Source organism: Thalassospira sp. A3_1, assembly GCF_017744215.1.
GTDB lineage: Bacteria > Pseudomonadota > Alphaproteobacteria > Rhodospirillales > Thalassospiraceae > Thalassospira > Thalassospira lucentensis_A.
Genome location: NZ_JAGHQQ010000001.1, coordinates 116,991 through 141,190, shown reverse-complemented (window position 1 = coordinate 141,190; position 24,200 = coordinate 116,991). Strand labels below are relative to the sequence as shown.

At 56.0% G+C, this 24,200-nt stretch carries 23 protein-coding genes; 5 read left to right on the top strand and 18 right to left on the bottom strand.

The window, feature by feature from the left end; all coding sequences use genetic code 11:
• Window positions 1-2: 2 nt before the first annotated feature.
• Both J7395_RS00650 and J7395_RS00645 read right to left on the bottom strand, forming a co-directional pair.
• The gene (locus J7395_RS00650; RefSeq protein WP_209220219.1) at window positions 3-1,487 is read right to left on the bottom strand and encodes a deoxyribodipyrimidine photo-lyase; all 1,485 of its coding nucleotides are present in this window, start codon (window positions 1,485-1,487) and stop codon (window positions 3-5) included.
• A gap of 112 nt (window positions 1,488-1,599) precedes the next feature.
• Window positions 1,600-3,111 (bottom strand): PLP-dependent aminotransferase family protein, encoded by a 1,512-nt coding sequence (locus J7395_RS00645; protein ID WP_209220218.1) that lies wholly within the window; start codon window positions 3,109-3,111, stop codon window positions 1,600-1,602.
• 134 nt (window positions 3,112-3,245) lie between these two features.
• On the opposite strand from J7395_RS00645, the gene J7395_RS00640 reads away from it, so the two are divergent.
• On the top strand, window positions 3,246-3,911 hold the full coding sequence (locus J7395_RS00640) for a pyridoxamine 5'-phosphate oxidase family protein (protein WP_209220217.1): 666 nt from the start codon (window positions 3,246-3,248) through the stop codon (window positions 3,909-3,911).
• 49 nt (window positions 3,912-3,960) lie between these two features.
• On the opposite strand, the gene J7395_RS00635 is transcribed toward J7395_RS00640, so the two are convergent.
• From J7395_RS00635 to miaA, 5 genes are all read right to left on the bottom strand, one after another.
• On the bottom strand, window positions 3,961-4,869 hold the full coding sequence (locus J7395_RS00635; RefSeq protein ID WP_209220216.1) for a pseudouridine-5'-phosphate glycosidase: 909 nt from the start codon (window positions 4,867-4,869) through the stop codon (window positions 3,961-3,963).
• A gap of 154 nt (window positions 4,870-5,023) precedes the next feature.
• On the bottom strand, window positions 5,024-6,043 hold the full coding sequence (gene ilvC, locus J7395_RS00630; RefSeq protein WP_007092048.1) for a ketol-acid reductoisomerase: 1,020 nt from the start codon (window positions 6,041-6,043) through the stop codon (window positions 5,024-5,026).
• A 98-nt stretch (window positions 6,044-6,141) separates the two neighbouring features.
• Window positions 6,142-6,651, bottom strand: a complete 510-nt coding sequence (gene ilvN / locus J7395_RS00625; RefSeq protein ID WP_037989846.1) for an acetolactate synthase small subunit — start codon at window positions 6,649-6,651, stop codon at window positions 6,142-6,144.
• A gap of 104 nt (window positions 6,652-6,755) precedes the next feature.
• On the bottom strand, window positions 6,756-8,519 hold the full coding sequence (locus J7395_RS00620) for an acetolactate synthase 3 large subunit (protein WP_037989849.1): 1,764 nt from the start codon (window positions 8,517-8,519) through the stop codon (window positions 6,756-6,758).
• 151 nt (window positions 8,520-8,670) lie between these two features.
• Window positions 8,671-9,657 (bottom strand): tRNA (adenosine(37)-N6)-dimethylallyltransferase MiaA, encoded by a 987-nt coding sequence (gene miaA, locus J7395_RS00615; protein ID WP_247741911.1) that lies wholly within the window; start codon window positions 9,655-9,657, stop codon window positions 8,671-8,673.
• A gap of 188 nt (window positions 9,658-9,845) precedes the next feature.
• On the opposite strand from miaA, the gene serB reads away from it, so the two are divergent.
• Window positions 9,846-10,736 (top strand): phosphoserine phosphatase SerB, encoded by an 891-nt coding sequence (serB, locus tag J7395_RS00610; protein ID WP_209220215.1) that lies wholly within the window; start codon window positions 9,846-9,848, stop codon window positions 10,734-10,736.
• Between the two features lie 87 nt (window positions 10,737-10,823).
• Here serB and J7395_RS00605 read toward each other — a convergent pair whose 3' ends face one another.
• The 4 genes from J7395_RS00605 to hflK all read right to left on the bottom strand — a co-directional run bounded on the left by J7395_RS00605 (window position 10,824) and on the right by hflK (window position 14,868).
• Window positions 10,824-12,323, bottom strand: coding sequence for a DegQ family serine endoprotease (locus tag J7395_RS00605; RefSeq protein ID WP_062958388.1), 1,500 nt, complete (start codon window positions 12,321-12,323; stop codon window positions 10,824-10,826).
• Between the two features lie 218 nt (window positions 12,324-12,541).
• A complete protein-coding gene (locus J7395_RS00600) occupies window positions 12,542-12,733 on the bottom strand; it encodes a DUF2065 domain-containing protein (RefSeq protein WP_062953332.1) in 192 nt (63 codons plus the stop codon).
• A gap of 132 nt (window positions 12,734-12,865) precedes the next feature.
• Complete coding sequence (locus J7395_RS00595; protein WP_062953333.1) at window positions 12,866-13,738, bottom strand: protease modulator HflC; 873 nt, start codon at window positions 13,736-13,738, stop codon at window positions 12,866-12,868.
• Entirely contained in the window at window positions 13,738-14,868 is a 1,131-nt protein-coding gene (gene hflK / locus J7395_RS00590; RefSeq protein ID WP_062953334.1) for an FtsH protease activity modulator HflK, read from the bottom strand. Before hflK ends, J7395_RS00595 begins: the two co-directional genes overlap by 1 nt.
• Window positions 14,869-15,144: 276 nt before the next feature.
• On the opposite strand from hflK, the gene J7395_RS00585 reads away from it, so the two are divergent.
• A complete protein-coding gene (locus J7395_RS00585; RefSeq protein WP_062958387.1) occupies window positions 15,145-16,347 on the top strand; it encodes an Mrp/NBP35 family ATP-binding protein in 1,203 nt (400 codons plus the stop codon).
• Between the two features lie 15 nt (window positions 16,348-16,362).
• Here the strand turns inward: J7395_RS00585 and J7395_RS00580 are convergent, their stop codons facing one another.
• Together J7395_RS00580 and J7395_RS00575 are read right to left on the bottom strand one after the other, a co-directional pair.
• Complete coding sequence (locus J7395_RS00580) at window positions 16,363-17,136, bottom strand: transporter substrate-binding domain-containing protein (protein WP_209220214.1); 774 nt, start codon at window positions 17,134-17,136, stop codon at window positions 16,363-16,365.
• A gap of 46 nt (window positions 17,137-17,182) precedes the next feature.
• The gene (locus J7395_RS00575) at window positions 17,183-17,590 is read right to left on the bottom strand and encodes a hypothetical protein (RefSeq protein WP_209220213.1); all 408 of its coding nucleotides are present in this window, start codon (window positions 17,588-17,590) and stop codon (window positions 17,183-17,185) included.
• Window positions 17,591-17,727: 137 nt separating this feature from the next.
• Between J7395_RS00575 and J7395_RS00570 the strand changes: the two genes are divergently transcribed.
• Window positions 17,728-18,543 (top strand): helix-turn-helix transcriptional regulator, encoded by an 816-nt coding sequence (locus tag J7395_RS00570; RefSeq protein WP_209220212.1) that lies wholly within the window; start codon window positions 17,728-17,730, stop codon window positions 18,541-18,543.
• 76 nt (window positions 18,544-18,619) lie between these two features.
• On the opposite strand, the gene purL is transcribed toward J7395_RS00570, so the two are convergent.
• From purL to J7395_RS00545, 5 genes are all read right to left on the bottom strand, one after another.
• Window positions 18,620-20,830 (bottom strand): phosphoribosylformylglycinamidine synthase subunit PurL, encoded by a 2,211-nt coding sequence (gene purL / locus J7395_RS00565; RefSeq protein WP_209220211.1) that lies wholly within the window; start codon window positions 20,828-20,830, stop codon window positions 18,620-18,622.
• Complete coding sequence (gene purQ / locus J7395_RS00560) at window positions 20,827-21,516, bottom strand: phosphoribosylformylglycinamidine synthase subunit PurQ (protein ID WP_062953340.1); 690 nt, start codon at window positions 21,514-21,516, stop codon at window positions 20,827-20,829. Before purQ ends, purL begins: the two co-directional genes overlap by 4 nt.
• Before the next feature lie 81 nt (window positions 21,517-21,597).
• Window positions 21,598-21,837 carry a phosphoribosylformylglycinamidine synthase subunit PurS gene (gene purS / locus J7395_RS00555; protein ID WP_007092030.1) on the bottom strand — a complete coding sequence of 80 codons (240 nt, stop codon included), beginning with the start codon at window positions 21,835-21,837 and terminating at the stop codon, window positions 21,598-21,600.
• 118 nt (window positions 21,838-21,955) lie between these two features.
• Window positions 21,956-22,714: a phosphoribosylaminoimidazolesuccinocarboxamide synthase gene (purC, locus tag J7395_RS00550; protein ID WP_007092029.1), complete on the bottom strand. Its 759-nt coding sequence runs from the start codon at window positions 22,712-22,714 to the stop codon at window positions 21,956-21,958.
• Window positions 22,715-22,932: 218 nt separating this feature from the next.
• Window positions 22,933-23,712: an NRDE family protein gene (locus J7395_RS00545; RefSeq protein WP_170954186.1), complete on the bottom strand. Its 780-nt coding sequence runs from the start codon at window positions 23,710-23,712 to the stop codon at window positions 22,933-22,935.
• 144 nt (window positions 23,713-23,856) lie between these two features.
• On the opposite strand from J7395_RS00545, the gene J7395_RS00540 reads away from it, so the two are divergent.
• Window positions 23,857-24,177, top strand: a complete 321-nt coding sequence (locus J7395_RS00540) for a DUF1476 domain-containing protein (RefSeq protein ID WP_062953341.1) — start codon at window positions 23,857-23,859, stop codon at window positions 24,175-24,177.
• Window positions 24,178-24,200: the final 23 nt, after the last annotated feature.

Sequence of the window (24,200 nt, the reverse complement as noted above, 5' to 3'; positions counted from 1 at the left end):
GCCTAAGCTACCGCGCGTTTCATATCCTGATAGGCCGCCAGCGCGCGTTCACGGCCTTCCTTGATCCCGATCAGGGGTTCGGGATAGGTCTGGCCCAAATCCACCCCGGCGGCTTTCAGGATCAAGGGGGATGCATCCCATGGTTTGTGGATATACTGGTCGGGCATGTCGGCAAGTTCCGGCACCCATTGCCGAACGTAACTTCCATTCGGGTCAAATTTCTCGCCTTGCAGGACCGGATTGAAAATCCGGAAATAGGGGGCGGCATCGGCACCACATCCCCCAATCCACTGCCATGAAAACGGATTGTTGGCCGGGCAGGCATCAACAAGCGTATCGTCAAACCACGCCAGTCCTTCGTGCCAGTGGATCAGAAGGTGTTTGACCAGTACCGATCCGACAATCATTCGCACCCGGTTATGCATATAGCCTGTATGCCAAAGTTCCCGCATCCCGGCATCGACAATCGGAAAACCGGTCTGCCCGCGTTGCCAGCGTTCAAGCGCCTTTGGATCATCGACCCATGGGAATTCTGTGAACTGGCCCTGAAGCGGCACGGATTTCAGATCCCTGGCGTGAAACAGCACATGATGGGCAAATTCCCGCCAGCCCAGTTCGGCCATGAATTTTGATGCGGTTTTGCCTTGGCCGAGATGGGCGTCGGCATAATGGTCTGCTGCGTGCCAGACCTGGCGCGGGCTGATCTCGCCAAAGCGCAGATGCGGCGAAAGTTCCGATGTCACCCGATGATCGGGCCGGTCGCGCAAGTCCGCATAATCAACCAACCGGTCATCGATGAAACCGTAAAGCTGATCCATCGCGCCCTGTTCGCCGGGTGTGAACCGGTCGGCAAAGCCCATGGCCCAGTCAAACGGCTTGGGCGACAGATCAAGCCCGGCAATATCCGTTTCATTGGCCAGGTTCAGATTACCAAGCGGGATCTTTTCGGGGGCTTTTTTCGGTTCTGCCGGGGGTGGCAGTTTCAAACACGCTCGCCAGAACGGGCTGAAAACCTTGAAGTCGGTCCCGGCACCGGTTTTGACTTCCCATGGCTCATACAGCAATTGGCCATTGAAGCTTTCGCATTCGATATCGTGATCGCGCATGGTCGACTTGATATCGGTATCGCGCGTGATGGATGCCTTGTCATAAAGCCGGTTCCAGAAAAGCGCGCCGATTTTGTGATCAGCCTGTAACTGATTGAAAACGTCCCGTGCGTCTGATTTGAAAATCCTCAGACAGGGGGATTTTCCCCCCGCAGCCTTGGCAAGGCTTTCATCAAGTCGTGCCAGACTTTTTTCCAGCCACCAGCGCGTCGCCCCGCCCAGTTGGGCATCAATCACCGGGTCAAGGATAAAGACCGGAAGCACGATGCCGTTATTTTGCTGTGCCCATTTTATGCTGGCATTCAATGCCGGGTTGTCGGCAAGACGCAGGTCATTGCGAAACCACATGATGGCAACCGGGGCGACAGAAGCAGAGGGCATCCGGGAACTCGTACCTTTGGGGGAGGGAGAGGGGCAAAAGGGTGAGAGAGCACATCGACTGTGACAGCATAGAGGGGATGCCGATGCGCTCTCTCTGGCTCGGGGTACATCATCATGTACGGCGGACCAGATTGATCAGTTCATCGAAACTTTGCGAAATGACATTCTTTTTCCATCCGGCAAATCCAAGCACCAGCCCTTGCGGCAGGGTGGCGCGATTTTCTTCTGATTTATCATGGTAATAGGATGAAAGGGCGCGGCAATCGAGCTGCGCATGAACCATCCGTTCCTGCACGTCCACATCATCCTTTGCGGTCAACAGTCTTGCGCAAAGATGAAGCCCCCCATCTGACGGCAGGACCTGCAAAATATCACTGGCACGTGTTTCGATCAGTTCGCGCAGATGTGCCCTTCGTTCCCCGTAACTCAGCCGCATCTTGCGGACATGACCGCCAAAGTGCCCCTCGGCGAAGAAGGCGGCCAATGCGGCCTGTGCGGTTGGGGCAGGCACACCATCGGCAAAGCCGCGCATCCCGCGAAATACCGGGATCAGGGCAGGCGGCAGAACCAGATAGCCAAGCCGGATACCGGGAAACAGGACGCGCGAAAACGTGCCGACATAAAGCACACGATTTTGCCGATCCAATCCCTGAAGGGACGATAACGGCGGTCCGTCATAGCGATAATCGCTGTCATAATCGTCTTCGACAATCCACGCATCATGGGCGTCTGCCCATTGCAAGAGGGCAAGACGACGGGCAAGCGACAATGTCGTGCCCAGCGGATAATTGCGTGATGGTGTGGTGACGACGATCCGGGCCGGTTCACCCCTGCCTAGCTGATCTACCTGCAATCCTTCGCCGTCCACCGGGATCGGCAGCAAGGTGGCACCACTGGCCGCCAGAACCCCGCGAATGCCTTCGTAACCCGGGTCCTCGGTCGCGATCACGTCACCCGGATCCACAAGGGCACGCGCAATCAGGTCCAGCGCCTGCTGCGCACCTGAAACAATCATCACCTGATCGGCATCGCATTTAACCCCGCGCGATTGCCGCAACCATTTGGCAACCTCGTCCCGTAATGAAGGCATTCCAAGCGGATCAACCGGGATGGTCAGGTCAAGTGCCGGTGCCCGCCAGCTTCGGCGCAACAACCGTGCCCACAGATCAAATGGAAAGGCATCAAGATCCGGTGTCGCCGGGTTAAACGGACGCGCCACGCGAAACCGGGGAAACCGTCGGTCATAGGCCAGCATGCGTGTGGCACTCTGGCTCAGGCGGACGGGGCGGGTCGCCTTGCGCACCGGGTCCAGTGCTTCGGGTGTGGCGGTGGCGGTCATTTCCCGGTCGGGCAGGCTGCTGGCAACGAAGCTTCCGGCACCGATCCGGGTTTCTAGATAGCCCTCGGATACCAGCAAATCGAAACTGGTCACCACCGTATTGCGCGAAACGCCAAGGCTTTTGGCCAGGTCACGACTGGCGGGCAGCTTCTCGCCCGGATGTAACCGCCTGTCCAGAATGGCCTGGCGGATGCCAAGATAAAGCCTGCGATAGGCGCTGTCTTCCTTCGCATTGTCGGCTTTGGCGGTATGGCTGGGATAAATCCAGGTGTAGTCGCTGCGCATATTGGCCAATCGGTGACGCATGATGTTGAAATTGGTTCTGTCAAAATTCTTATAACGGACCTGTGATAAAGTCCAATTCTGTCGATGATGACGTCAGCCCCTTGCGTCACCAGAAGCTACAGAGAACAAAGAAAATGTCAGATACCACCGCACTTCCGGCACAATACGAAGTCCATTCCGCAACCAAAGTGGTGCGTGGCCCCAAACGTGCCAGTTACGACCGAAAACTTGTGCATGGTATCATTGATGATGCCCTGATCTGTCATGTTGGCACCATCGTGAATGGTCGCCCGTCCATGATCCCGACGGCGCATTGGCGCGTGGGGGAACGGATTTATATCCATGGTGCATCGAAGAACCGCATTCTGGCGGCCATCGCCAATGGCGAGGAAGCCTGCCTGTGCATTACGCATCTGGACGGTCTGGTGATGGCGCGTTCGGCCTTTCATCACTCGGCCAATTACCGTTCGGTCGTGATTTACGGCAGGGGCGAAATCGTAACCGACCCGGAAGGCAAAATGGAACATTCCCGGCTGTTTGTCGAAAAGCTGTCCAAAGGCCGCTGGGACCAGATCCGTCATCCCAATGAACAGGAGCTCAAGGCCACCATGTTCCTTGGTTTTGACCTGAACGAGGTATCGGCCAAGGTCCGCACCGGTGATCCGGTCGATGACGAGGAAGATTATGGTCTGCCAGTCTGGGCCGGTGTTTTGCCCTGCGCCAATGTCTGGGGCGAGCCGGTGGCAGATACCCGACTTGATCCGGCCTATTCCGGACCGGTTGCCAAGGCACCGGAATAAAAAAAAGGCAGCCTGGATGGCTGCCTTTTTTAATCGGAATGGGGCGGGCTTAGCCTGCCAGCGCAACCGCGATTTTGGCACCAAGGGCCGCATTGTTGCGCACCAGCGCAATATTGGCTTCAAGGCTTTTGCCCTTGGTATGCTGGGTCACGCGTTCCAGAAGGAAGGGCGTGACTTCGCGACCATGGATGTTAAGGCCCTTGGCTTCGATCAGCGCACTGTCAATCGCATGTTCGATGGCATCAAGTTCCAATGCCTTGTCAGCCGGCGGCGGGTTGCCGATTACAGCCCCGCCTTCAAGACCAAATTCCCATTTCGATTTCAGGAATTCGGCAATCTCGGCCGGACTATCAAGGCGGATCGGGGCTTTCTGGCCGCTTTTGACGGTATAGAAAGCCGGGAATTCATCCGTGCCATATGAAATGACCGGCACACCCAGCGTTTCGAGATGTTCAAGTGTCATCGGAATATCAAGGATCGCCTTGGCTCCGGCGCAGACGACGGCAACACTGGTCTTGCCAAGTTCGGTCAAATCGGCGGAGATATCGAAACTCGCTGCCAGTTCGCGGTGAACCCCGCCAATCCCACCGGTGGCAAAGACCTTGATGCCGGCCTTTTCTGCCAGAATCATGGTTGCCGAAACGGTGGTCGCACCATCGCGTTTCTTGGCGATGCAGTATGGGATGTCCCGGCGCGAAAGTTTCAGAATGTCGGTACCCTTGGCAAAATATTCCAGTTCCGACGGTGACAGGCCGATTTTGCAACGCCCGCCGATCACCGCGATGGTGGCCGGGATTGCGCCATTATCGCACACATCCTGTTCAACCGCTTGCGCGGTTTCAAGGTTCTGCGGATAGGGCATCCCGTGCGAGATGATGGTGGATTCAAGGGCGACAACCGGCTTGCCAGCAGCAAGGGCTTCGGCGACTTCCGGGGCGATATCGATAAAGTCCGACATTCAAAATGCTCATGTTTGAGTTAAAGTTTTAAAGGTCAGGATTACGCGGATCGGCCTGTAAAATCCACCCCAAACACATCATGGCTGTTGTGTGCGGACAAACAAAAACGGCCGCCCCATCGGGACGGCCGTTTTGCAAAACAAAGCGTAAAGCTTAGTTCTTTTCTTTGTCGACGAGCTGGTTGGCAGCAATCCACGGCATCATCGCGCGCAGTTTGGTACCGACTTCTTCGATTTCGTGTTCGGCGTTCAGGCGACGGGTTGCCTTGAACATCGGCTGGCCGCAATGCATTTCCTGAACGAAGTCACGAACGAATTTGCCTTCCTGAATGTCGGCAAGAACTTCTTTCATGCGTTCTTTGACCGATGCGTCGATCACGCGCGGGCCAGTGACATAGTCGCCATATTCCGCAGTGTTCGAGATCGAGTAACGCATGTTGGCCATGCCGCCTTCATACATCAGGTCGACGATCAGTTTCACTTCGTGCAGGCATTCGAAATAGGCCATTTCCGGAGCATAACCAGCTTCGGTCAGGGTCTCAAAACCGTATTTGATCAACTGGGTCAGACCGCCGCAAAGAACAGCCTGTTCACCGAACAGGTCGGTTTCGCATTCTTCGCGGAAGGTGGTTTCGATCACGCCCGAACGTCCGCCACCGATTGCCGATGCGTAGGAAAGTGCGAGTTCAAGCGCGTTGCCCGAAGCGTTCTGTTCGATGGCAACAAGGCAGGGTACGCCGCCGCCACGTTTGTATTCGGAACGAACCGTGTGGCCCGGGCCTTTCGGTGCGATCATCATGACGTCAAGATCAGCGCGCGGCTCGATCAGGCCGAAATGGACGTTAAGGCCGTGTGCGAACAGAAGGGCGGCACCGTCTTTCAGGTTGTCGCGCAGTTCGTTGGCATAGATCGCAGCCTGGTGTTCATCCGGGGTCAGGATCATGACAACATCTGCCCAAGCCGCGGCTTCGGCCGGGGTCATGGTTTTCAGGCCGGCATTTTCAGCCTTTTTACGCGACGAAGAACCTTCACGAAGGCCGACAACAACGTCTTTAACACCGGAATCATGAAGGTTCAGCGCATGGGCATGGCCCTGCGAACCGTAACCAATGATGGCAACTTTTTTGGTCTTGATCAGATTAACATCTGCATCGCGGTCGTAATAAACACGCATCTTTCGATACCTCTGGACGTTGGACCACGCGATTTTTGTTTGCGTGGCGGATGGATCAAATTAGTTAAAGCGGGAATGCCAAGGCATCCCCGGCGAACTCACATCGTCAGCGTGCCGCGCGAAATTGCTGCGACACCCGTGCGCGAAGTTTCCGAAAGCCCCAACGGCTCCATCAATTTGATGAAGGCGTCGATTTTTTCCGGGCTTCCGATGATTTCGAAGACGAAGGAACTGTTGGTCGCATCGACTGCGCGTGCCTTGAAAATATCGGCAATACGCAGGGACTCGACGCGCTTTTCACCCGATGCAATCACCTTGACCAGGGCAAGTTCACGTTCAACGCACGGTCCGGCAAGGGTCAGATCGCTGACCTTGTGAACCGGCACCAGACGTGAAAGCTGTGCCTTGATCTGTTCGATCACCATGGGCGTGCCCGAGGTGACAACGGTGATGCGGGACTGGTGGGAACTGGCGTCAACCTCGGCCACGGTCAGGCTTTCGATGTTATAGCCACGGCCGGAAAACAGGCCGATGACACGGGCCAGAACGCCTGCTTCGTTATCCACCAGAACGGATATCGTGTGTTTCGAAATTTCGGTTTCTTTCACGGGTCTTGCTCCGCTAGGGCGCGGGCGGGCGCATTCAGTGTGCAGCCCGGCCCGGCCTTTGATTTTGGTTTTGATGATGTCTTGTCGCGAACGGGTTTCGCGGATCAGACCAGAACCATCCCTTCGTCGGAATCAATGGCTTCGTCACCGGTGGTTTCCGCACCAAGCAGCATTTCATTATGCGGCTTGCCCGACGGAATCATCGGATAGCAGTTTTCCTTGTCATCCACGGCAACGTCGAGGATCACCGGACCATCGATTTCAAGCATCCTGGTCAGGGCATCATCAAGATCGGCCGCGTTGTTACAGGTCATACCGGTAAAGCCGAATGCCTCGGACAGTTTGACGAAATCCGGAAGGGATTCGCTGTAACTTTCCGAATAGCGCGACCCGTGCAGAAGCTGCTGCCACTGGCGGACCATGCCCATGTAACGGTTGTTCAGGATGACGGTTTTCACCGGCAGGCGATACTGGGTCAGCGTCGCGCATTCCTGAATGTTCATCATGATCGATGCATCACCGGTAAAGCAGATCACGGTTGCATCCGGGTGGGCAACCTGGACCCCAAGGGCGGCGGGCATGCCATACCCCATGGTGCCAAGACCACCGGACGTCATCCATTCATGCGGATGTTCAAACCCGAAATGCTGGGCTGCCCACATCTGGTGCTGCCCGACATCGGTGGTGATGTAGGTCTTGCGATCACGCGTCAGCGCATGCAGGCGACGGATCACGTGCTGCGGCTTGATGATGTCCTTGGGTTGTTTGTAGGACAGGCAGTGTTTACCACGCCAGCCTTCAATCTCGTCCCACCAGCTATCAAGCGCCTTGGCTTCGATCTTGTGCTGTTTGGCTTTCCAGATTTTCATCATGTCTTCAAGGACATGACCGACATCGCCAACAATCCCGATATCAACCGGAACGTTCTTGTTGATCGAGCTTTGATCAATATCGATCTGGACTTTCTGTGAGCCCGGCGAGAAGAAATCTAGGTTGCCGGTCACGCGGTCATCAAAACGTGCACCAACCGCAATCATGACATCGCAATCATGCATCGCCATGTTGGCTTCGTAGGTGCCGTGCATGCCGAGCATGCCAAGATACTGTTTGTCCGATGCCGGATAGGCACCAAGGCCCATCAGGGTCAGCGTAATCGGAACACCGGTCAGGCGGGTGAATTCCGTCAGGACCTTGCAGGCCTGACTGCCGGAATTGATCACGCCACCACCGCAATACAGGATCGGCTTTTTCGCCGATGCCAGCAGTTCGAGCGCTTCCTCGATCTGGCGGCGGTCGCCTTTGACAACCGGGTTGTAGGTGCGGTGCTGAACCTGTGAAGGTTCAAGATACGGTGCCTTGGCGACCAGAATATCTTTCGGCAGGTCGATCACGACCGGACCCGGGCGGCCGCTTGACGCAACATGGAATGCTTCATGCATCGTGCGGGCAAGCTTCGCACTGTCCTTCACCAGGTAGTTATGCTTGGTGCAGGGGCGGGTGATGCCGGTGGTGTCGGCTTCCTGAAACGCATCATTGCCAATCAGGTGGGTCGGAACCTGCCCGGTAAGGCAGACGACGGGAATCGAATCCATCAACGCATCGGTGAGGCCGGTAACGGCATTCGTTGCACCCGGTCCGCTGGTTACCAGAACAACGCCGACTTTTCCGGTCGAACGTGCGTAACCTTCGGCGGCATGCACGGCAGCCTGTTCATGGCGTACTAGGATATGACGAATCCGGTTTTGTTTAAATATCTCGTCATATAGCGGTAGGACGGCGCCGCCGGGATAGCCGAACACGACTTCCACACCCTGATCGACCAGAGCCTGCAACACTACTTCCGAACCGCTTAAAATACGTTCTGCCATGATTTTCGAGCCTCTTCCTTAGCGACAACAACGTGCCGCGTGATAACCGCGTGGTTGATACATGATCCAATTACCCTTGAACTGGAGTTGAAAAATCCGCCGAAACGGCGGTTTTCCGCCATTTCGACGGCGGAAGGGCCAACCTATCGCCTCACTTTGGCGTGGTCAACAGAAATTGGTGAACATCATTACGCAATTTGTCTGCCAAACTTTCCGAATATTGCGCGTCGATGATCTCCTTGTCACTCATCTGATGTCGAAACCACGTTAATTGCCGCTTGGCATAACGCCGGGTTTCGCGCTGTGATTTCTCTTTTGCTGTCTCAAGATCAATCTGGCCGCCAAGGTAGGCTGCGATCTCGCGCACCCCGACGGCTTTCATCACAGGGGCCGTTTCCGGCAGGTTTTCGGCCAGAAGTCCGCGGACTTCCTCGATTGCTCCCTGCTCGATCATCAAATCGAAACGCCGGTTGCAGCGATCATAAAGGATGTCGCGCGGCGGCATGTAGCACAGCTTTTTGAAAACCATGCCTTCGGGTGGTCTCACCATCGGCTCGTGATGCCAGTCTGCAAGACCGCGCCCGGTTCCCGCCAGAACTTCGGCCGCACGGATCAGGCGCTGGGTGTTTGACGGATCAAGGGTGGCGGCCGTGTCAGGATCGCGTTTGGCAAAATCATTGAAAAACGCCTGGTGCCCGGCTTTTTCCAGATCAGCGGTGATCTGTTGGCGAATCCCGGCGGGAATATCGGGGATCGGGGCGATCCCCTCGGTCAGGGCATTCAGATACATGCCCGTCCCCCCGGTAACGATCGGAAGCTTGCGCTTTGCATGGCATTCTGCAATTTCCGCGATCGCCATGTCGCGCCATTTCCCGGCCGAACATGCCTCGCGCCCGGACAACACGCCATAAAGCCGATGCGGCGCGCGAGCGGTCTCGTTGTCATCAGGGCGCGCACTTAACACACGTAGTTCCTTATAAACCTGCATGCTGTCGGCATTGATCACCACGCCGTCAAACGCCTCCGCCAGATCAAGCGCCAACGCGGACTTACCGCTGGCGGTTGGTCCGGCAACGATCAGGACGGGTTGGAAGGGGGCTGTGGTCTGGGCCGACATCGGAAAGGCACTTTCAATCATTCAATTTATCGTGGTCGACCAGTTTATGGGCTTCGATCGGCAAGGCATAGATATTAGCGTCATCATTGCGGGACAAAAACTGCGTAGAGGGGCGGCTTTGATAAAACGGCTCTTGTCTTTGCCGGTCGCAATACGGATAAAGAGCGCAATATTATTAATCTTTCGCCATGCCAAGGAGTCTGCAATCCATGGATCTGGTCCTGACCCTGATCGCTGCCCCCAATTCGAACGCGCTAGGTGACGATATTGTCGCGCGTGCCAAAACAGTTCTGGCCGGGGCCGGGGCGCGTGTCGGGGATGTTTCGTGGCTGGCGACGCGCGAGGCATGCGATATCGGCTTTGCCGGGCTGAGCCTTGATATTGCCGATACGGCGTTACGTGATGCCGGTCTTGGTGTTGATGCCGTGACCCAGACTGCCAAAACGCGTCGCAAGAAATTGCTGATTGCCGATATGGATAGCACTATGGTGACGGGGGAGACCCTTGATGAACTTGCTGCCTTTGCCGGGGTCAAGGACCATGTCGCCGCGATTACGGCACGCGCGATGAATGGCGAACTTGATTTCGAGGCTGCCCTTGATGAACGCGTCGGGCTGCTTGATGGCATGTCGACCGATATGCTGGCCGAAGCCTGGAAAGAAATTGAATATACCGGCGGGGCGAAAACCCTAGTTGCGACCATGAAGGCCAATGGTGCCTTTGCCGCCCTTGTGTCGGGTGGGTTTGATTATTTTACCGGTGCGGTGCGCCGCGAACTTGGTTTTGATTTTGATCAGGCCAATGTTCTGATCACCCAGGACGGCAAGCTGACCGGGAAGGTACAAAAACCGGTTCTGGACCGTCAGGCCAAGGTCGATGCGCTTGAAAAACTGTCGGCAGAGCAGGGAATTGGGGTTGAGGATGCCATTGCGGTTGGCGATGGTGCCAATGATCTGCAGATGATCTCGCTTGCCGGGACAGGTGTGGCTTTTCATGCCAAGCCCGCAGTTCAGGAACAGGCGCGCATCTGCATTAATCATGGTGATCTGACAGCACTGCTTTATCTGCAGGGCTATGCCAAATCCGATTTTGTGATCTGATCCAGGCAGTCAGAAAAACGCGTAGCAAAAAGGGCGACCCGCAAGGGCCGCCCTTTTTTGATCATCGTAGAGTAAAACCCGAAGGCCTTATTCTTCCTTGTTCAGGGTCAGGCCGAAGTAACGCGGGCCTGCCGAGGTTTCAATCAGCATCAGGATGGTGCGTTTATCATCATCAAGTGCCTTTTTAACCGCATCGGCTACTTCTTCGACGGTCGAAACCGAGCTGTGCGATGCCTCGATAATAATGTCGCCCGGGCGGACACCTTTTTCTGCGGCATAGCTGTCACCATTCACATCGGTCACGATGACACCTTCGGTGCCTTCGGCGAGGTTATAGCGGCGGCGCAGTTCATCATCGACATTGGCGACCTTGAGGCCAAGTGCCTTGATTTCAGCTTCGGCAATGGCGGCAGGCGACTGTTCTTCACCCGGTTCTGCCGCGGTTGCGACGGTTTCTTCTTCAAGTTCGCCGAGTTCGACCTGAACGGTTTTCTTTTCACCGTCACGCCAGATCACCACATCGACATCCTTGCCGATTTTGGTTTCGGCAACGATCCGCGGCAGGCGACGCATGCTTTCGACTTCCTTGCCATCGAACGACAGGATGACGTCACCCTGTTTGATGCCGGCGGCTTTTGCAGGGCCGTCTTCGGATACACCGGCAACCATTGCACCGGTTGATTCATCAAGGCCGACCGAGTCCGCGATATCGTCGGTCACGGTCTGGATGTGAACGCCAAGCCAGCCACGGCGGGTCCGGCCATATTCCTTGAGCTGTTCGACAACCGACTGTGCAATTGCCGAGGGAATGGCAAAACCGATCCCGACCGAACCACCGGACGGCGAATAGATCGCGCTGTTGATCCCGATGACGTCGCCATCAAGGTTGAACAGCGGTCCGCCGGAGTTCCCGCGGTTGATGGAGGCATCGGTCTGGATGAAATCGTCATACGGACCCTGATTGATGTCACGATTACGTGCCGAAATGATCCCGGCGGTCACCGTGCCGCCAAGGCCGAACGGGTTACCGATCGCCATCGCCCAATCGCCGATGCGGGAATGATCTGAATCCCCCCATTTAACGAAAGGCAGGTCTTCTGTCGGTTCGACTTTCAGAAGTGCGACATCCGTTTTCGGGTCGCGACCGATCAGTTTCGCCGGAAGCGTATCGCCATCATGCAGGCGCACCGTGATTTCGTCGGCACCGTCAATCACATGGTTGTTGGTCACGATGTAACCGTCAGCCGAGATGATAAAGCCCGAACCCAGTGCGGTCGCACGGCGCTGCTGGGGAGTCTGGCCCTGGCCTTGTCCACCACCTTGTCCGTTGCGATCCATGAAGTCCTTGAAAAGATCTTCAAACGGCGAGCCGGGGGGGAACTGGAAGTCCGGACCCTGGCGTTCGGCCACCATCTGACTGGTCGAGATATTTACCACACTGGGCAGAAGCTTTTCGGCCAAGTCTGCGAAACTTTCAGGAGCGGGGCGAGCGTTCGCAATCTGCGAGACGCTGGTCACGCCAAGAAGAACAATCACCAGCGCAGCCGTAAATTTGCTTCGCGCCGGGTTGTATAATGCTTTTAGCATGTGTCTGATCCTGTTCGTTGCCGCGTTCACGGTATTGAATTTTTGCAGCACGCGATGCTGTTCTTTTGGATAGTTCATGCACCGCTTAACTAGCCAAGTTAGCGCCGAGTTTGTCAGAAATTTGGCAAGCCTGAGAAAAATCAAGGAAGAGCCCGGGTTTTTCTGTGTTTGCACACCGGAAGGCGCAAATATGCGCGAAATGGCCCCGAACTTTATCTTCAAAGCCAGACCCGCACGCCCCAGATCGCGGCGATGGCGACGACTGCGGCAACAAGGCCGCCGATCCGTAATTGGGATTCGGGGATTTCCTGCACCAGTTCCATCACACGTTTGGCGCCGCCCGGGAACAGCGAATAAAACATTCCCTCCAGCGCGATGGCCAGGAGAACAGCTGTAACGAGTTCCTTCATGGGCGTGGACGTTCCGGCGTTTCTATGAACCTGAGTGCGATATAACTATCAACAGGACATTATTTTCAAACAAAAAAGGGCGACCGGCACACTATGCCGGTCGCCCTAGTGCTTTGTCCAGCACCCGTTTGTCTAGCGCGTTGCGCCAGGCGACGAGTTGTTAAAGTACTGGAAGAATTCGGAATCCGGTGAAATCACCATGGTCGAACCATCTGAAAGTGCCTCACGATAGGCTTCCAGCGAACGATAGAACTCGAAGAAACCGGCATCCTTGCCATAGGCTTCACCAAGAACGATGTTCCGCTGACCGTCACCTTCACCGCGCAGAACTTCTGCCTGACGGCGGGCTTCGGCCAGAATGCCGACGCGTTCACGATCTGCTTCTGCCTGAATTTTCGCTTTGAGCTCTTCACCCTCGGCGCGAAGCTGTGCGGCTTCGGCGATACGCGAAGAACGCATACGGTTATACACCGCCTGCGACGTTTCCTGCGGAAGATCTGTACGACCGATACGAACATCGATCAGCTCGACGCCGAATTCCTTTGCCGGCTCGATCAGGGTTGCCTGGATTTTCTCCATGATCTGCGACCGGTTATCCGACAGAAGCGACACAAGCGGAGCCTGTGCAAGTTCGCCACGAATAACCGAGTTCAGACGCTGACCAAACAGCTGAACAAAGTTCGCCGAGTTGGTTGCACGCTGACGGAACTGCAGCGGGTCAACGATTCTCCAACGGGCAAAGCTGTCAACATTGACACGCTTCTGGTCCGACAGAAGAACCTGCTGAACCGGCGGATCAAGTTCAAGAATGCGGCGCTCGTAATATTCCACATTCTGAATCGGCAGCTTGAAATGCAGGCCCGGTTCGGAAACCGCATGGACCGGATTACCGAACTGAAGCACCAGCGCCTGCTGGTCCTGACGAACGGTAAACATGCACATGGATGCAACGACGGCACCAATAACGACAACGACGCCGGCAGCAATAAGTTTAGGACTAGCCATTAGTTATTGCCTCCTGCATTCGCGCGTTTCTGGATTTCAGGCAACGGCAGATAGGGAACAACGCCGTTTGCACCTTCACCGTTCTGATCAAGAATGACCTTGTTGGAGTTCTTGAGAACATCCTGCATGGTTTCAAGATACAGACGACGTGTGGTGACATCTTTCGCGGTCAGATAGGAATTATAAACCGAGATAAAGCGTTCTGCTTCACCCTGGGCATTTTTTACAACCTGATCTTTGTATGCACGAGCTTCGAGAACAAGACGTTCTGCTTCACCTTTTGCACGCGGGATGATGTCGTTGCGATAGGCCAGTGCTTCGTTCTGTGAACGGTCACGGTCCTGACGGGCACGCTGTACGTCGTTGAACGCATCGATAACGTCACGCGGCGGGTCAACTTTCTGCATTTTCACTTCTGCAATGAAAATACCCGAAGCATAGCCGTCCATGATCGATTGCAGCAGGGTGCGTGTCTGTTCTTCAACGCGGACACGACCGACCGTCAGGGCTTCTTCCAGATTGGTTTTGCCGATGACTTCGCGGATCGCACTTTCGGCTGCAAGCTTGATGGTGTTTTCCGGATCGCGAACATTAAACAGATAGGCACCGGCATCGCTGATGCGCCACTGAACGACATAATCAATGTCGATAATGTTCTGATCACCGGTCAGCATCAGGCTTTCTTCCGGGACATCGCGCGCGCCGCCAGTGCCGGTACCGTTACCACGATAACCGATCTCGATCTGGTTGGTGCGTTCGACGTTCGGCTTGATCACTTCGCCAATCGGGGCGGGCAGGAAATAATTCAGACCCGGACCGGTTGTACCAACCCATTTGCCAAACAGAAGTGTCACACCCTGTTCGCCCGGCTGGACGCGATAGAAACCGGTCAAAAGCCACAACCCGATTATGGCGATACCAATCAGGACAAAGCCTTTGTAACCGCCACCACCGGGGAACAGCCGCTTGAGGCGTTCCTGGCTTTTGCGAATCATTTCATCAAAATCGGGGGGCGTGTTACCACCGCCGCCACCGCCACCCTGGGGACGCTGTCCCCACGGATTGCGGCCGCCGCCATTGTTTCCGCCACCACCCCAGGGGCCGCCGCCCCCTTGTGAATTCCAAGGCATCGAGTGTCTTCCTCTTCTTGCCGTTCGGTGTTTATTTATGCTTACCGATCTTGGGACATGAGCCCATTAATGACATGCCTATTGCTTGCTTATCGTGGTCATCTGACCTATCTGCGCACCAAACTCCGTCTGAATCCTTTTATCCGGACGGCGTTGCATGTAATTAATGGGGCCACGCCCTAAGGCCTTATATGACAGCTTGCCCTGCAAAACAACGATACGCGCCTGCAAGTTCTGTGCGATCACGGACTTAAGCCAATTTTCGGAGACTGCAATATGACCTCGCCCAACCGGGAACGCATTACTGAAGCCCTTTCGACGGTTATCGATCCGGCTGACGGCAAGAGTATCGTCGAAAAGGGTATGGTTCAAGGTATTGATATCCATGACGAAACTGTCAATGTGATGATCGCGGTGGACCCGCAGCGCGGGGCGTCGCTTGAAGACCTTCGTCTTGCTGCCGAGCGTGCCGTTGCCGATGTGAACGGGGTCACAACGGCCCGTGTGGCCCTTACGGCAGAACGTCCGAAGGGGGCTTCTGCCCCGGCGCAAGGTGGTCATTCGCATCCCCATTCCCATGGCCATACACATGGGGCGCAAGGGCCCGCACCGCAAGCCGGACAACGCCCGCAGGGGGCATCGCAAAAGCCGCTTGAACTGCCAACCGTGCGTTCGATCATCACCGTTGCATCGGGCAAGGGCGGGGTTGGCAAATCGACGACCTCCGTCAATCTGGCGCTGTCGCTGGCGGCGAAGGGGTTGAAGGTCGGTCTGCTGGATGCCGATATTTATGGGCCGAGCCTGCCGCGCATGATGGGCCTTCGCGATGCCAAGCCAACCCATTCCGACAAGGAGGGCAAAATGGTGCCGCCATCGGCATTTGGCATCCGCATCATGTCGATCGGGTTCCTTGTCGATGAAGAACAGCCGGTGATCTGGCGTGGACCGATGGCGATGGGCGCGCTTGAGCAGCTGCTGCGCGACAGCGACTGGGGCGAGCTTGACGTTCTTGTCGTCGATATGCCGCCGGGTACAGGCGATATCCAGCTTTCGATGGCGCAGCGCGTTCCGGTCACCGGGGCGGTGATTGTTTCCACCCCGCAGGACATTGCCCTTTTGGATGCGCGCAAGGGGCTCAACATGTTCCGCAAGGTCAATGTTCCGGTGATGGGCCTGATCGAGAACATGAGCTATTATAAATGCCCGGAATGTGGCCATGTCGATCATGTCTTTGATCATGGTGGTGCCCGCAAGGCCGCCGACGAACTTGGCGTACCCTTCCTTGGCGAAATTCCGCTCGACCTTAAAATCCGCCTTGGCGCGGACGAAGGCAAACCGATCATCCATACCGATCCGGACGGCGAACATTCCAAGGCTTATGCTGCCATCGCCGACAAGATTGCTGCGGCAATTGATGAACGTGTAGGTCCGAAAACCGCACCGAAGAAAAGCCTGTTCCCCAAAATCAGCTTCCGCTAGGTCGCTCGCTTTCGATCAGTAATTGCTTGCACCCTGCAACACATCCTCGGTGATGCGTTGCAGGGTGCCGTTTTCGCGCAACTCTTCGATCGAACGATTGATTACGGTCATCATCGAAATGGCAGATGAGGCGCGGTTGAATACGATATAGGTCGTATTCTCACGCACGGGCTCCTCACCGCGGGTAATCTTCTCGTCTAGCTTCAACCGCTTGATCCATACATCGCCAGCCTCCTGAATGGCAATCAGGCTATCAACCCGGCCTAGCGACAGCATCTGAAAGTTCTGTTCATCTCCGGATGCTTCGGATGCGGTAAATACGCCGCGTTTGCGTGCGTCATCGATCTGATCCCCATAGCTCCATCCGCGAATGACGCCAACGGTCTGGCCGCGCAGATCTTCAATTTCGTCCGGTTTGGGGGCAATATCGCGGTGGTGATAAAGCATCAGCCGTTCAACATGGATCGGGTCGGAGAAGTAATATTTTTTCTGGCGTTCGAGATTCTTGTATATTCCGGCAACGCCGCCCTTGTTGGCATCGAGATTTTCAATCGCGCGTTTCCATGGTACCGCGACAATATCGACATCAATCCCGGCATGAAGAAAAATCGCCTGGATCATCGCAGGATAGATACCTGTTGCCTTATCCCCGGCACGATACATGAAGGGCGGGTTTGCCTCGTCGACATAAATGGTTTCGGCATGGCTTCTCGTCGCGGGCATCAAGGCCAGAACGGCCATGCCGACGACGAAAAGAGATGTGGCGAGGAACCTGGCCAAAAATGTCATTCTGTCCCCTGATGATGCTTCTGCTCCCACCACAAGACATGGGGGTTCAGGCGGCAGGCGACAAGGAATGCCGCGCGATTGTGCGATATTCAAAGGTCGCGATGCCAAGCACGCCTAGTGCTTGCAAGATGACAAAGCCATATCCGATGGCCGTCGGGGCACCAATCGGCAGGATCAGTATCGCGATGCTACCCAGAACCCAGCCGAGATTGCCCAGTATGATCAACCAGACAAGAGCCAGACTGGGATTGGGCTGCTTTGCTACGACAAACATCAAAACCGCGCAGGGAAACAGGATAAGCCCAGCAAACAAAAGCAGGTCGGTCGGCAGCCCAAAGAGGCTGGTAAGGGGCCCTGCGCCAAGGCACAGCAGCAAGCCAAAAGCAAAACAGGTTGCCGCATCAAACATCAAAACCGTTCTAAGCATTTTATGGGACGCTTTGACTGTCATCATATCGACCTTTCGATTGGTTGGGTTGTTTTGGTCTGCCAACCATGCCCAAGATCGGGAAGGGATACGATTACCTGACAGGTAATGTTTGCGGTTTTCGTTTGATGCTAGGATTGGGTTAACAACAAGACGGTGATCCGATGAACGAACTGAAACCCGACCCGTTTGGCACTGTGCTTAAGGTCTGGCGCAAACAGCGCCGCATGAGCCAGCTTGACCTTGCAAGCGAGGCGGAGATATCGTCCCGGCATCTGAGTTTCCTTGAAACCGGGCGGGCCAGACCCAGTCGCGACATGGTGTTGCATCTTTCCGAATGTCTGGATGTACCGCTGCGTGAACGCAATACGATGCTGATTGCCGGCGGATTTGCGCCGATTTATGCTGAACATGATTTTGGCACGGACCAATCGGCAGCCATCCGGATGGCGGTGGAAAGAATACTGACCGCACACGAACCTTATCCGGCACTGGCGTTGGACCGGCACTGGAACATGGTGGCGGCAAACCGGATCGTGCCCTTATTGCTTGGCGGGGTTGACCCGGAATTTCTCAAACCGCCGGTCAATATCTTGCGGCTGAGTCTGCATCCGAACGGGTTGGCTCCCCGGGTGGTCAATTATACAGAATGGCGTGATCATCTGCTGGACCGGATGCGCCGCCAGATTGCTGTGACGGCAGATGCGAAACTCCGCGGCCTTTATGACGAAGCCAGCCGTTACCGAGCCCCCGAGAAGGTGACGGAAATCGATATTGCTGACAGGGCAGGAGAACTGACCGGGCTTGTCGTGCCGCTGGTTTTGCAAAGTGATGCCGGTAAATTGCGCTTTGTCAGCACAACCACGGTCTTTGGTACCCCGGTCGAAGTCACATTGTCAGAACTTGCTATTGAAACTCTGTTACCAGCCGACGCCCAAACGGCGGCTATTTTGGGGGAACTGGCGGCAGGCTTGCCTTAAATTGAGCCGGACCGGGTCAAAACACAAAACCCCGCCGGATTTCTCTGGCGGGGTTTTGGTTTGTGGTTTGGGCGGTTTACTGAACGGCTTCTGCCATATAGGACGGCATCCAGCCTTCGTTCAGGTCGCGCAGCTCGGCAAGGGATACTTTGGCACCACCATCGATGGTAACCGCATCGCTACCGGCCTGACCGATGATGACCGCGGCGACGTTGGCGCTGCCCGCCGCGTTCAGGACCTTGTCCGGATCGCGGGTGGCGATCACGTAGCGGCCCTGATCCTCGCCAAACAGCCATGCGACTTCGCTGCCGGACTCAGGCAGGTGCAGATCGGCACCGATATTGCCCGCAAGGCACATCTCGGCAACCGCGACCAGAAGACCGCCATCGGCGATATCGTGGCAGGTACGGACCAGACCAAGCTCGATCAGTTCACGCACCAGCATACCGGCGCGTTTTTCCGCATTCAGATCGACCGGTGGCGGGGCGCCTTCTTCGCGGCCTTCGATGGTTTTGAGATACAGCGACTGGCCAAGTTCACCGGTCGCGGCACCAATCATGATCAGCGCACTGTCATCGCGTTTGATGCCGATGGTGGCATGATGACCCAGATCGGAAATCACCCCAACGCCACCGATTGCGGGCGTTGGCATAATGCCGACGCCATTGGTTTCGTTGTAAAGCGACACGTTGCCCGAAACGACCGGGAAGTCGAGCGCAATGCAAGCCTCGGCAATGCCCTGACAGGCACCAACGAACTGACCCATGATGCGCGGGCGTTCCGGGTTACCGAAGTTCATGTTATCCGTGATCGCAAGCGGCTTGGCACCGGTGGCAACCAGGTTGCGATATGCTTCGGCAACGGCCTGTTTGCCACCTTCGACCGGATCGGCCATGACATAGCGCGGGGTGCAATCTGTGGTGGCTGCAATGCCCTTGTTCGTGCCCGAAACGCGTACGACACCGGCATCACCCCCCGGACGGACAATCGTGTTGCCCATGACCAGATGGTCATACTGTTCCCAGATCCAGCGACGCGACGCGAGGTCCGGGGACGCAATCAGGGTTTTCAGCGCATCGATATGGCTGACCTTGCCCGAAATGCTTGCCGGATCGATACGATCCTGCTTCGGGGTCGGTTCCCATGGACGGTCGTATTCCGGCGATGCTTCGGCCAGCGGATCGATCGGAAGATCACCGGCAACCTCGCCATGCCATTTAAGAACCATGCGTTTGGTGTCGGTCAGGATACCGATGACGGCAAAGTCGAGTTCCCATTTGTCAAAGATCGCCTTGGCGGCGTCTTCGCAACCGGGTTTCAGGACCATCAGCATGCGTTCCTGCGATTCTGAAAGCATCAGTTCGTAGGGGGTCATGCCTTCTTCGCGCATCGGGACTTTATCAAGCCACAGTTCGACACCAACGCCGCCCTTGGACGCCATTTCGAACGAGGACGAGGTCAGACCGGCCGCACCCATATCCTGAATGGCGACGATCATGTCGGTTGCCATCAGTTCAAGGCAGGCTTCGAGCAGAAGCTTTTCGGTGAACGGATCGCCGACCTGAACGGTAGGACGTTTTTCATCGCTGTCATCATCAAACTCGGCCGAGGCCATGGTTGCGCCATGGATACCGTCACGGCCGGTTTTCGAACCGACATAGACAACCGGGTTTCCGATACCGGCTGCTGCGGAATAGAAGATGTTGTCGGCGTCGGCCAGACCCACGGTCATCGCATTGACCAGGATATTGCCGTTATACGATGCGTGGAAATTGGTTTCCCCACCGATGGTCGGCACACCCATGCAGTTGCCGTAACCGCCAATACCTTCGACGACACCGCTGAGCAGGTGGCGGGTTTTCGGATGATCCGGCTCGCCAAAGCGCAGTGCATTGAGGTTTGCGACCGGCCGGGCACCCATGGTGAAGACATCGCGCATAATGCCGCCAACGCCGGTTGCCGCACCCTGATAGGGTTCGATAAAGGAGGGGTGGTTGTGGCTTTCCATCTTGAAGACGGCGGCCTGCCCATCGCCAATGTCGATGACACCGGCATTTTCACCCGGTCCCTGAATGACCCAGTCAGCCTTGGTCGGAAGGGTTTTGAGCCATTTTTTCGATGATTTGTAAGAGCAATGCTCCGACCACATGACCGAGAAAATGCCAAGTTCGTTGATGTTGGGCTCACGGCCCATGATTTCGAGGACGAGTTTATACTCTTCCTCGTTCAGGCCGTGTTCCTTGACCAGTTCCGGCGTGATCGGGGTGTTGAAATCGTTAGCACTCACGATGCTGCCTCCACCAAGCTTTTGAACAGATTGCGGCCATCTGTGCCACCATGGAGCGGATCAATCGCATTTTCCGGGTGGGGCATCATGCCAAGGACGTTGCCCGCCTTGTTGATGATGCCGGCAATATTGCGCTGCGACCCGTTCAGGTTGGTTGCCGGATCAACGACACCATTGGCATCGCAATAGCGCAGAACAACGCGACCTTCGCCTTCGAGGCGGTCAAGCGTTTCGCTATCGGCAAAGAAGTTGCCGTCATGGTGGGCCACCGGATAATCGACAACCTCGCCGGTTTTGTACTGGTTGGTGAAGCGCGTATTGGTGTTTTCGATCTTCAGATGGGTGTTCTTACAGATGAATTTCAGGCTGGCATTGCGCATCAGCGCACCGGGCAGCAGGCCTGCTTCTGTCAGAATCTGGAAACCGTTACAGACGCCAAGGATGGTCACACCGGCCTTCGCGCGTTCGGCAACCGCACGCATGATCGGCGATTTGGCAGCCATGGCGCCGCAACGCAGATAGTCGCCATAGGAAAAACCGCCCGGAACCATAATGATGTCGGTTTTTGGCAGTTCGGTTTCGCCATGCCAAACCACGGTCGGTTTGGTGCCGGTGGCCTGTTCAAGGGCCGCAATGGCGTCATTCTCCCGGTTGATGCCGGGGAAGAGGATGACAGCGGATTTCATGAAATACCGTCTCTCGATTAATATCCGTTACTTGATCGCGATAGACAAAGGCCCTGCAACGGCAAAGCCCCGTCCGGGCAGTTAGGCCAGCTCGATGCTGTAATCTTCGATCACGGTATTGGCGAGAAGCTTCTCGCACATTTCCTTGACCTCGGCGCGTGCCTTTTCGACGTCGCTGCCATCCAGTTCGAGTTCGATGAACTTGCCCTGGCGGACATCGTTGACACCGGCAAAACCAAGACCCTGCAGGGCGTGGTGAACGGCTTTACCCTGCGGGTCAAGAACACCGTTCTTCAGGGTGACATGGACACGTGCTTTCACGAGAAGCTCCTTTGAGTGCGCACTCGCCATACGGCGATACTTGTTTGCAAACAATAATGTACCGGTTCCGACGGTTCCGGCGTCGATAAGAAAAGGCCGCGCAAGCGCGGCCTTGGGATTATTTGTCTTTGTTCAGCGATTCTATGTCCGCGGACTCAGGCAGGACACCGAGACGGCGCGCCACTTCCTGATAGGCTTCCTCGACCCCGCCAAGATCGCGGCGGAAGCGGTCCTTGTCCATCTTTTCGTTGGTCACGGCATCCCAGAGGCGGCAGTTGTCCGGGCTGAATTCATCGGCCAGAACCAGATGCATGAAATCGCCTTCCCAGACGCGTCCGAATTCAAGTTTGAAATCGACCAGCTTGATCCCGATGCCGCGCATCAGGCCGCAGAGGTAATCATTGACGCGAAGGGTCATGCCAACGATTTCCTCGAGCTCTTCGGCACTTGCCCAGCCAAGGGCAAGGATATGCTCGTCAGAAACCAGCGGATCACCAAGCGCGTCGTCTTTGTAATAAAATTCGACGATCGGGCGCGGCAGACGTTCGCCTTCTTCAAGGCCAAGACGTTTGGCCATCGAACCGGCGACAATATTGCGCACCACGACTTCGATTGGAACGATTTCGCATTTCTTGCAAAGCTGTTCGCGCATATTGATGCGGCGAATGAAATGCGTCGGGATGCCGATTTCCGCCAGACGGGTCATGACGAATTCGGTGATCATGTTGTTCAGGACGCCCTTGCCGGCAATGGTGCCGCGCTTCTGTGCGTTGAACGCCGTGGCATCGTCCTTGAAATACTGGATGATGGTTCCGGGTTCGGTACCTTCGTACAAAACCTTGGCTTTACCCTCGTAGATGGGCTGCTTTCTGGACATTGGCGGGATCTTTCACATCTTTGCTTGCGGGGAGTGTCCCCGAGCACCCTGAAAAACGCGCCCCCCGTATAGCAGTGCTGGCGCAGAAACTCAATTGCCGTGTAGGTCTATTTACGCAGACTTGATAATAGGATTTTGCAACCGTCGAACCTGCGGAAGGCTACGACGGAAAAGCCCCCTGAAAACCGGGCGTTACGGGGGTGAAACGGGCGGACTGCCTAAATCTCGACCGGGAGGAAGGGGACGCTGTCGGGCTGGCCGTTGGCAAACAGCCAGACAGGGCGGCGCGGCAGTTCGTTTTTCTGAGTCGGAATGGCGGGAAGCCCGATCAGGGACGAACAGATCGTCTCAAAGCCGATATTGCTGCGCACCAGCATGGCATCGGCACGAATGTCATGATGTGCCGGATCAGGTTCCATCATGCCGGTATCAGCCAGAAGGGCCTGCCATGCAAACCAGTCATCGGCTTCGGGGTTGGGCGGCGGGGCGCTGATGAAACGCGGAAGGTTGCGTTTGGTGCGTTCGCTGTTGGCTTTGTCATTCAGATCATGGGCGGTGATCATCGACAATCCCTCGGGGATGTCGGTGATTTCGATTTTGCCTTCGCCGCGATTGGCCAGCCAATAGGCATCCCGATTATCGGCAATCACCATGTTGAACGGGCGATATGCCGTGCCGTCAAGCTCGGCCAGTGCCTGGGCTGCGTCAATGGCGTCGGCATGATCAAGCGCTTCGAGGGGCAATTCACCGCGCGATCGTTTGTCATCGGCCGGACCCAGCGTGCCATAGCGATTAAGCACGGCGGCCACCACGCCATCCTCGTTGATGCCAAGCCACGTGCCGCCGGCGGTTTCATCCATTCCGGCGATAACATCAGGGCGGTCCTCCCAATGGCGGGCCGGGGCCTTCCACGGGCGGTTGTTCATTTCGTCGCGATTGGCGCCGATAATCACCGGCCATTCATGGTCGGGGCGGCGCAGAATGATAACTGTACACATGACCCAGATCAAAGCGACATGGATCGGCATTTGTCAAATTCAAAAGTATCGGGGCGGGCCGGTGACATGGTGTGATAGAGTCCATAGATAAAGGACGAGGGAAAACGTCCCGATCAAAAACAAACCGGATGGAGGAGCCAAAACATGTCCAATTTCACGGATCGTGAACGCGGTTTCGAGGCGAAATACAGCTTTGATCTGGAACAGAATTTCCGGATCGAAGCCCATCTTTACAAAATGCTGGCGACCTGGGCGGGCGATAAAATGGGAATGAGCGAGGCGGAAAGTCGTTCCTATGCGGCCAAAATCGTCGGCGATGTTGTCAGCAATCCGCAGGAAAACGGTATCATATCCGTGCTTCTGGCCGATTTCGGACGGCATAATATCGATATGACGGTCAGCGAGGTAAACCGCAAACTCGAAGAATTGCGCCCGCTTGCACGTGCCGAGCTGCTCGAGGAATAGTTGCTTTGCAGAAATAAGAAAAA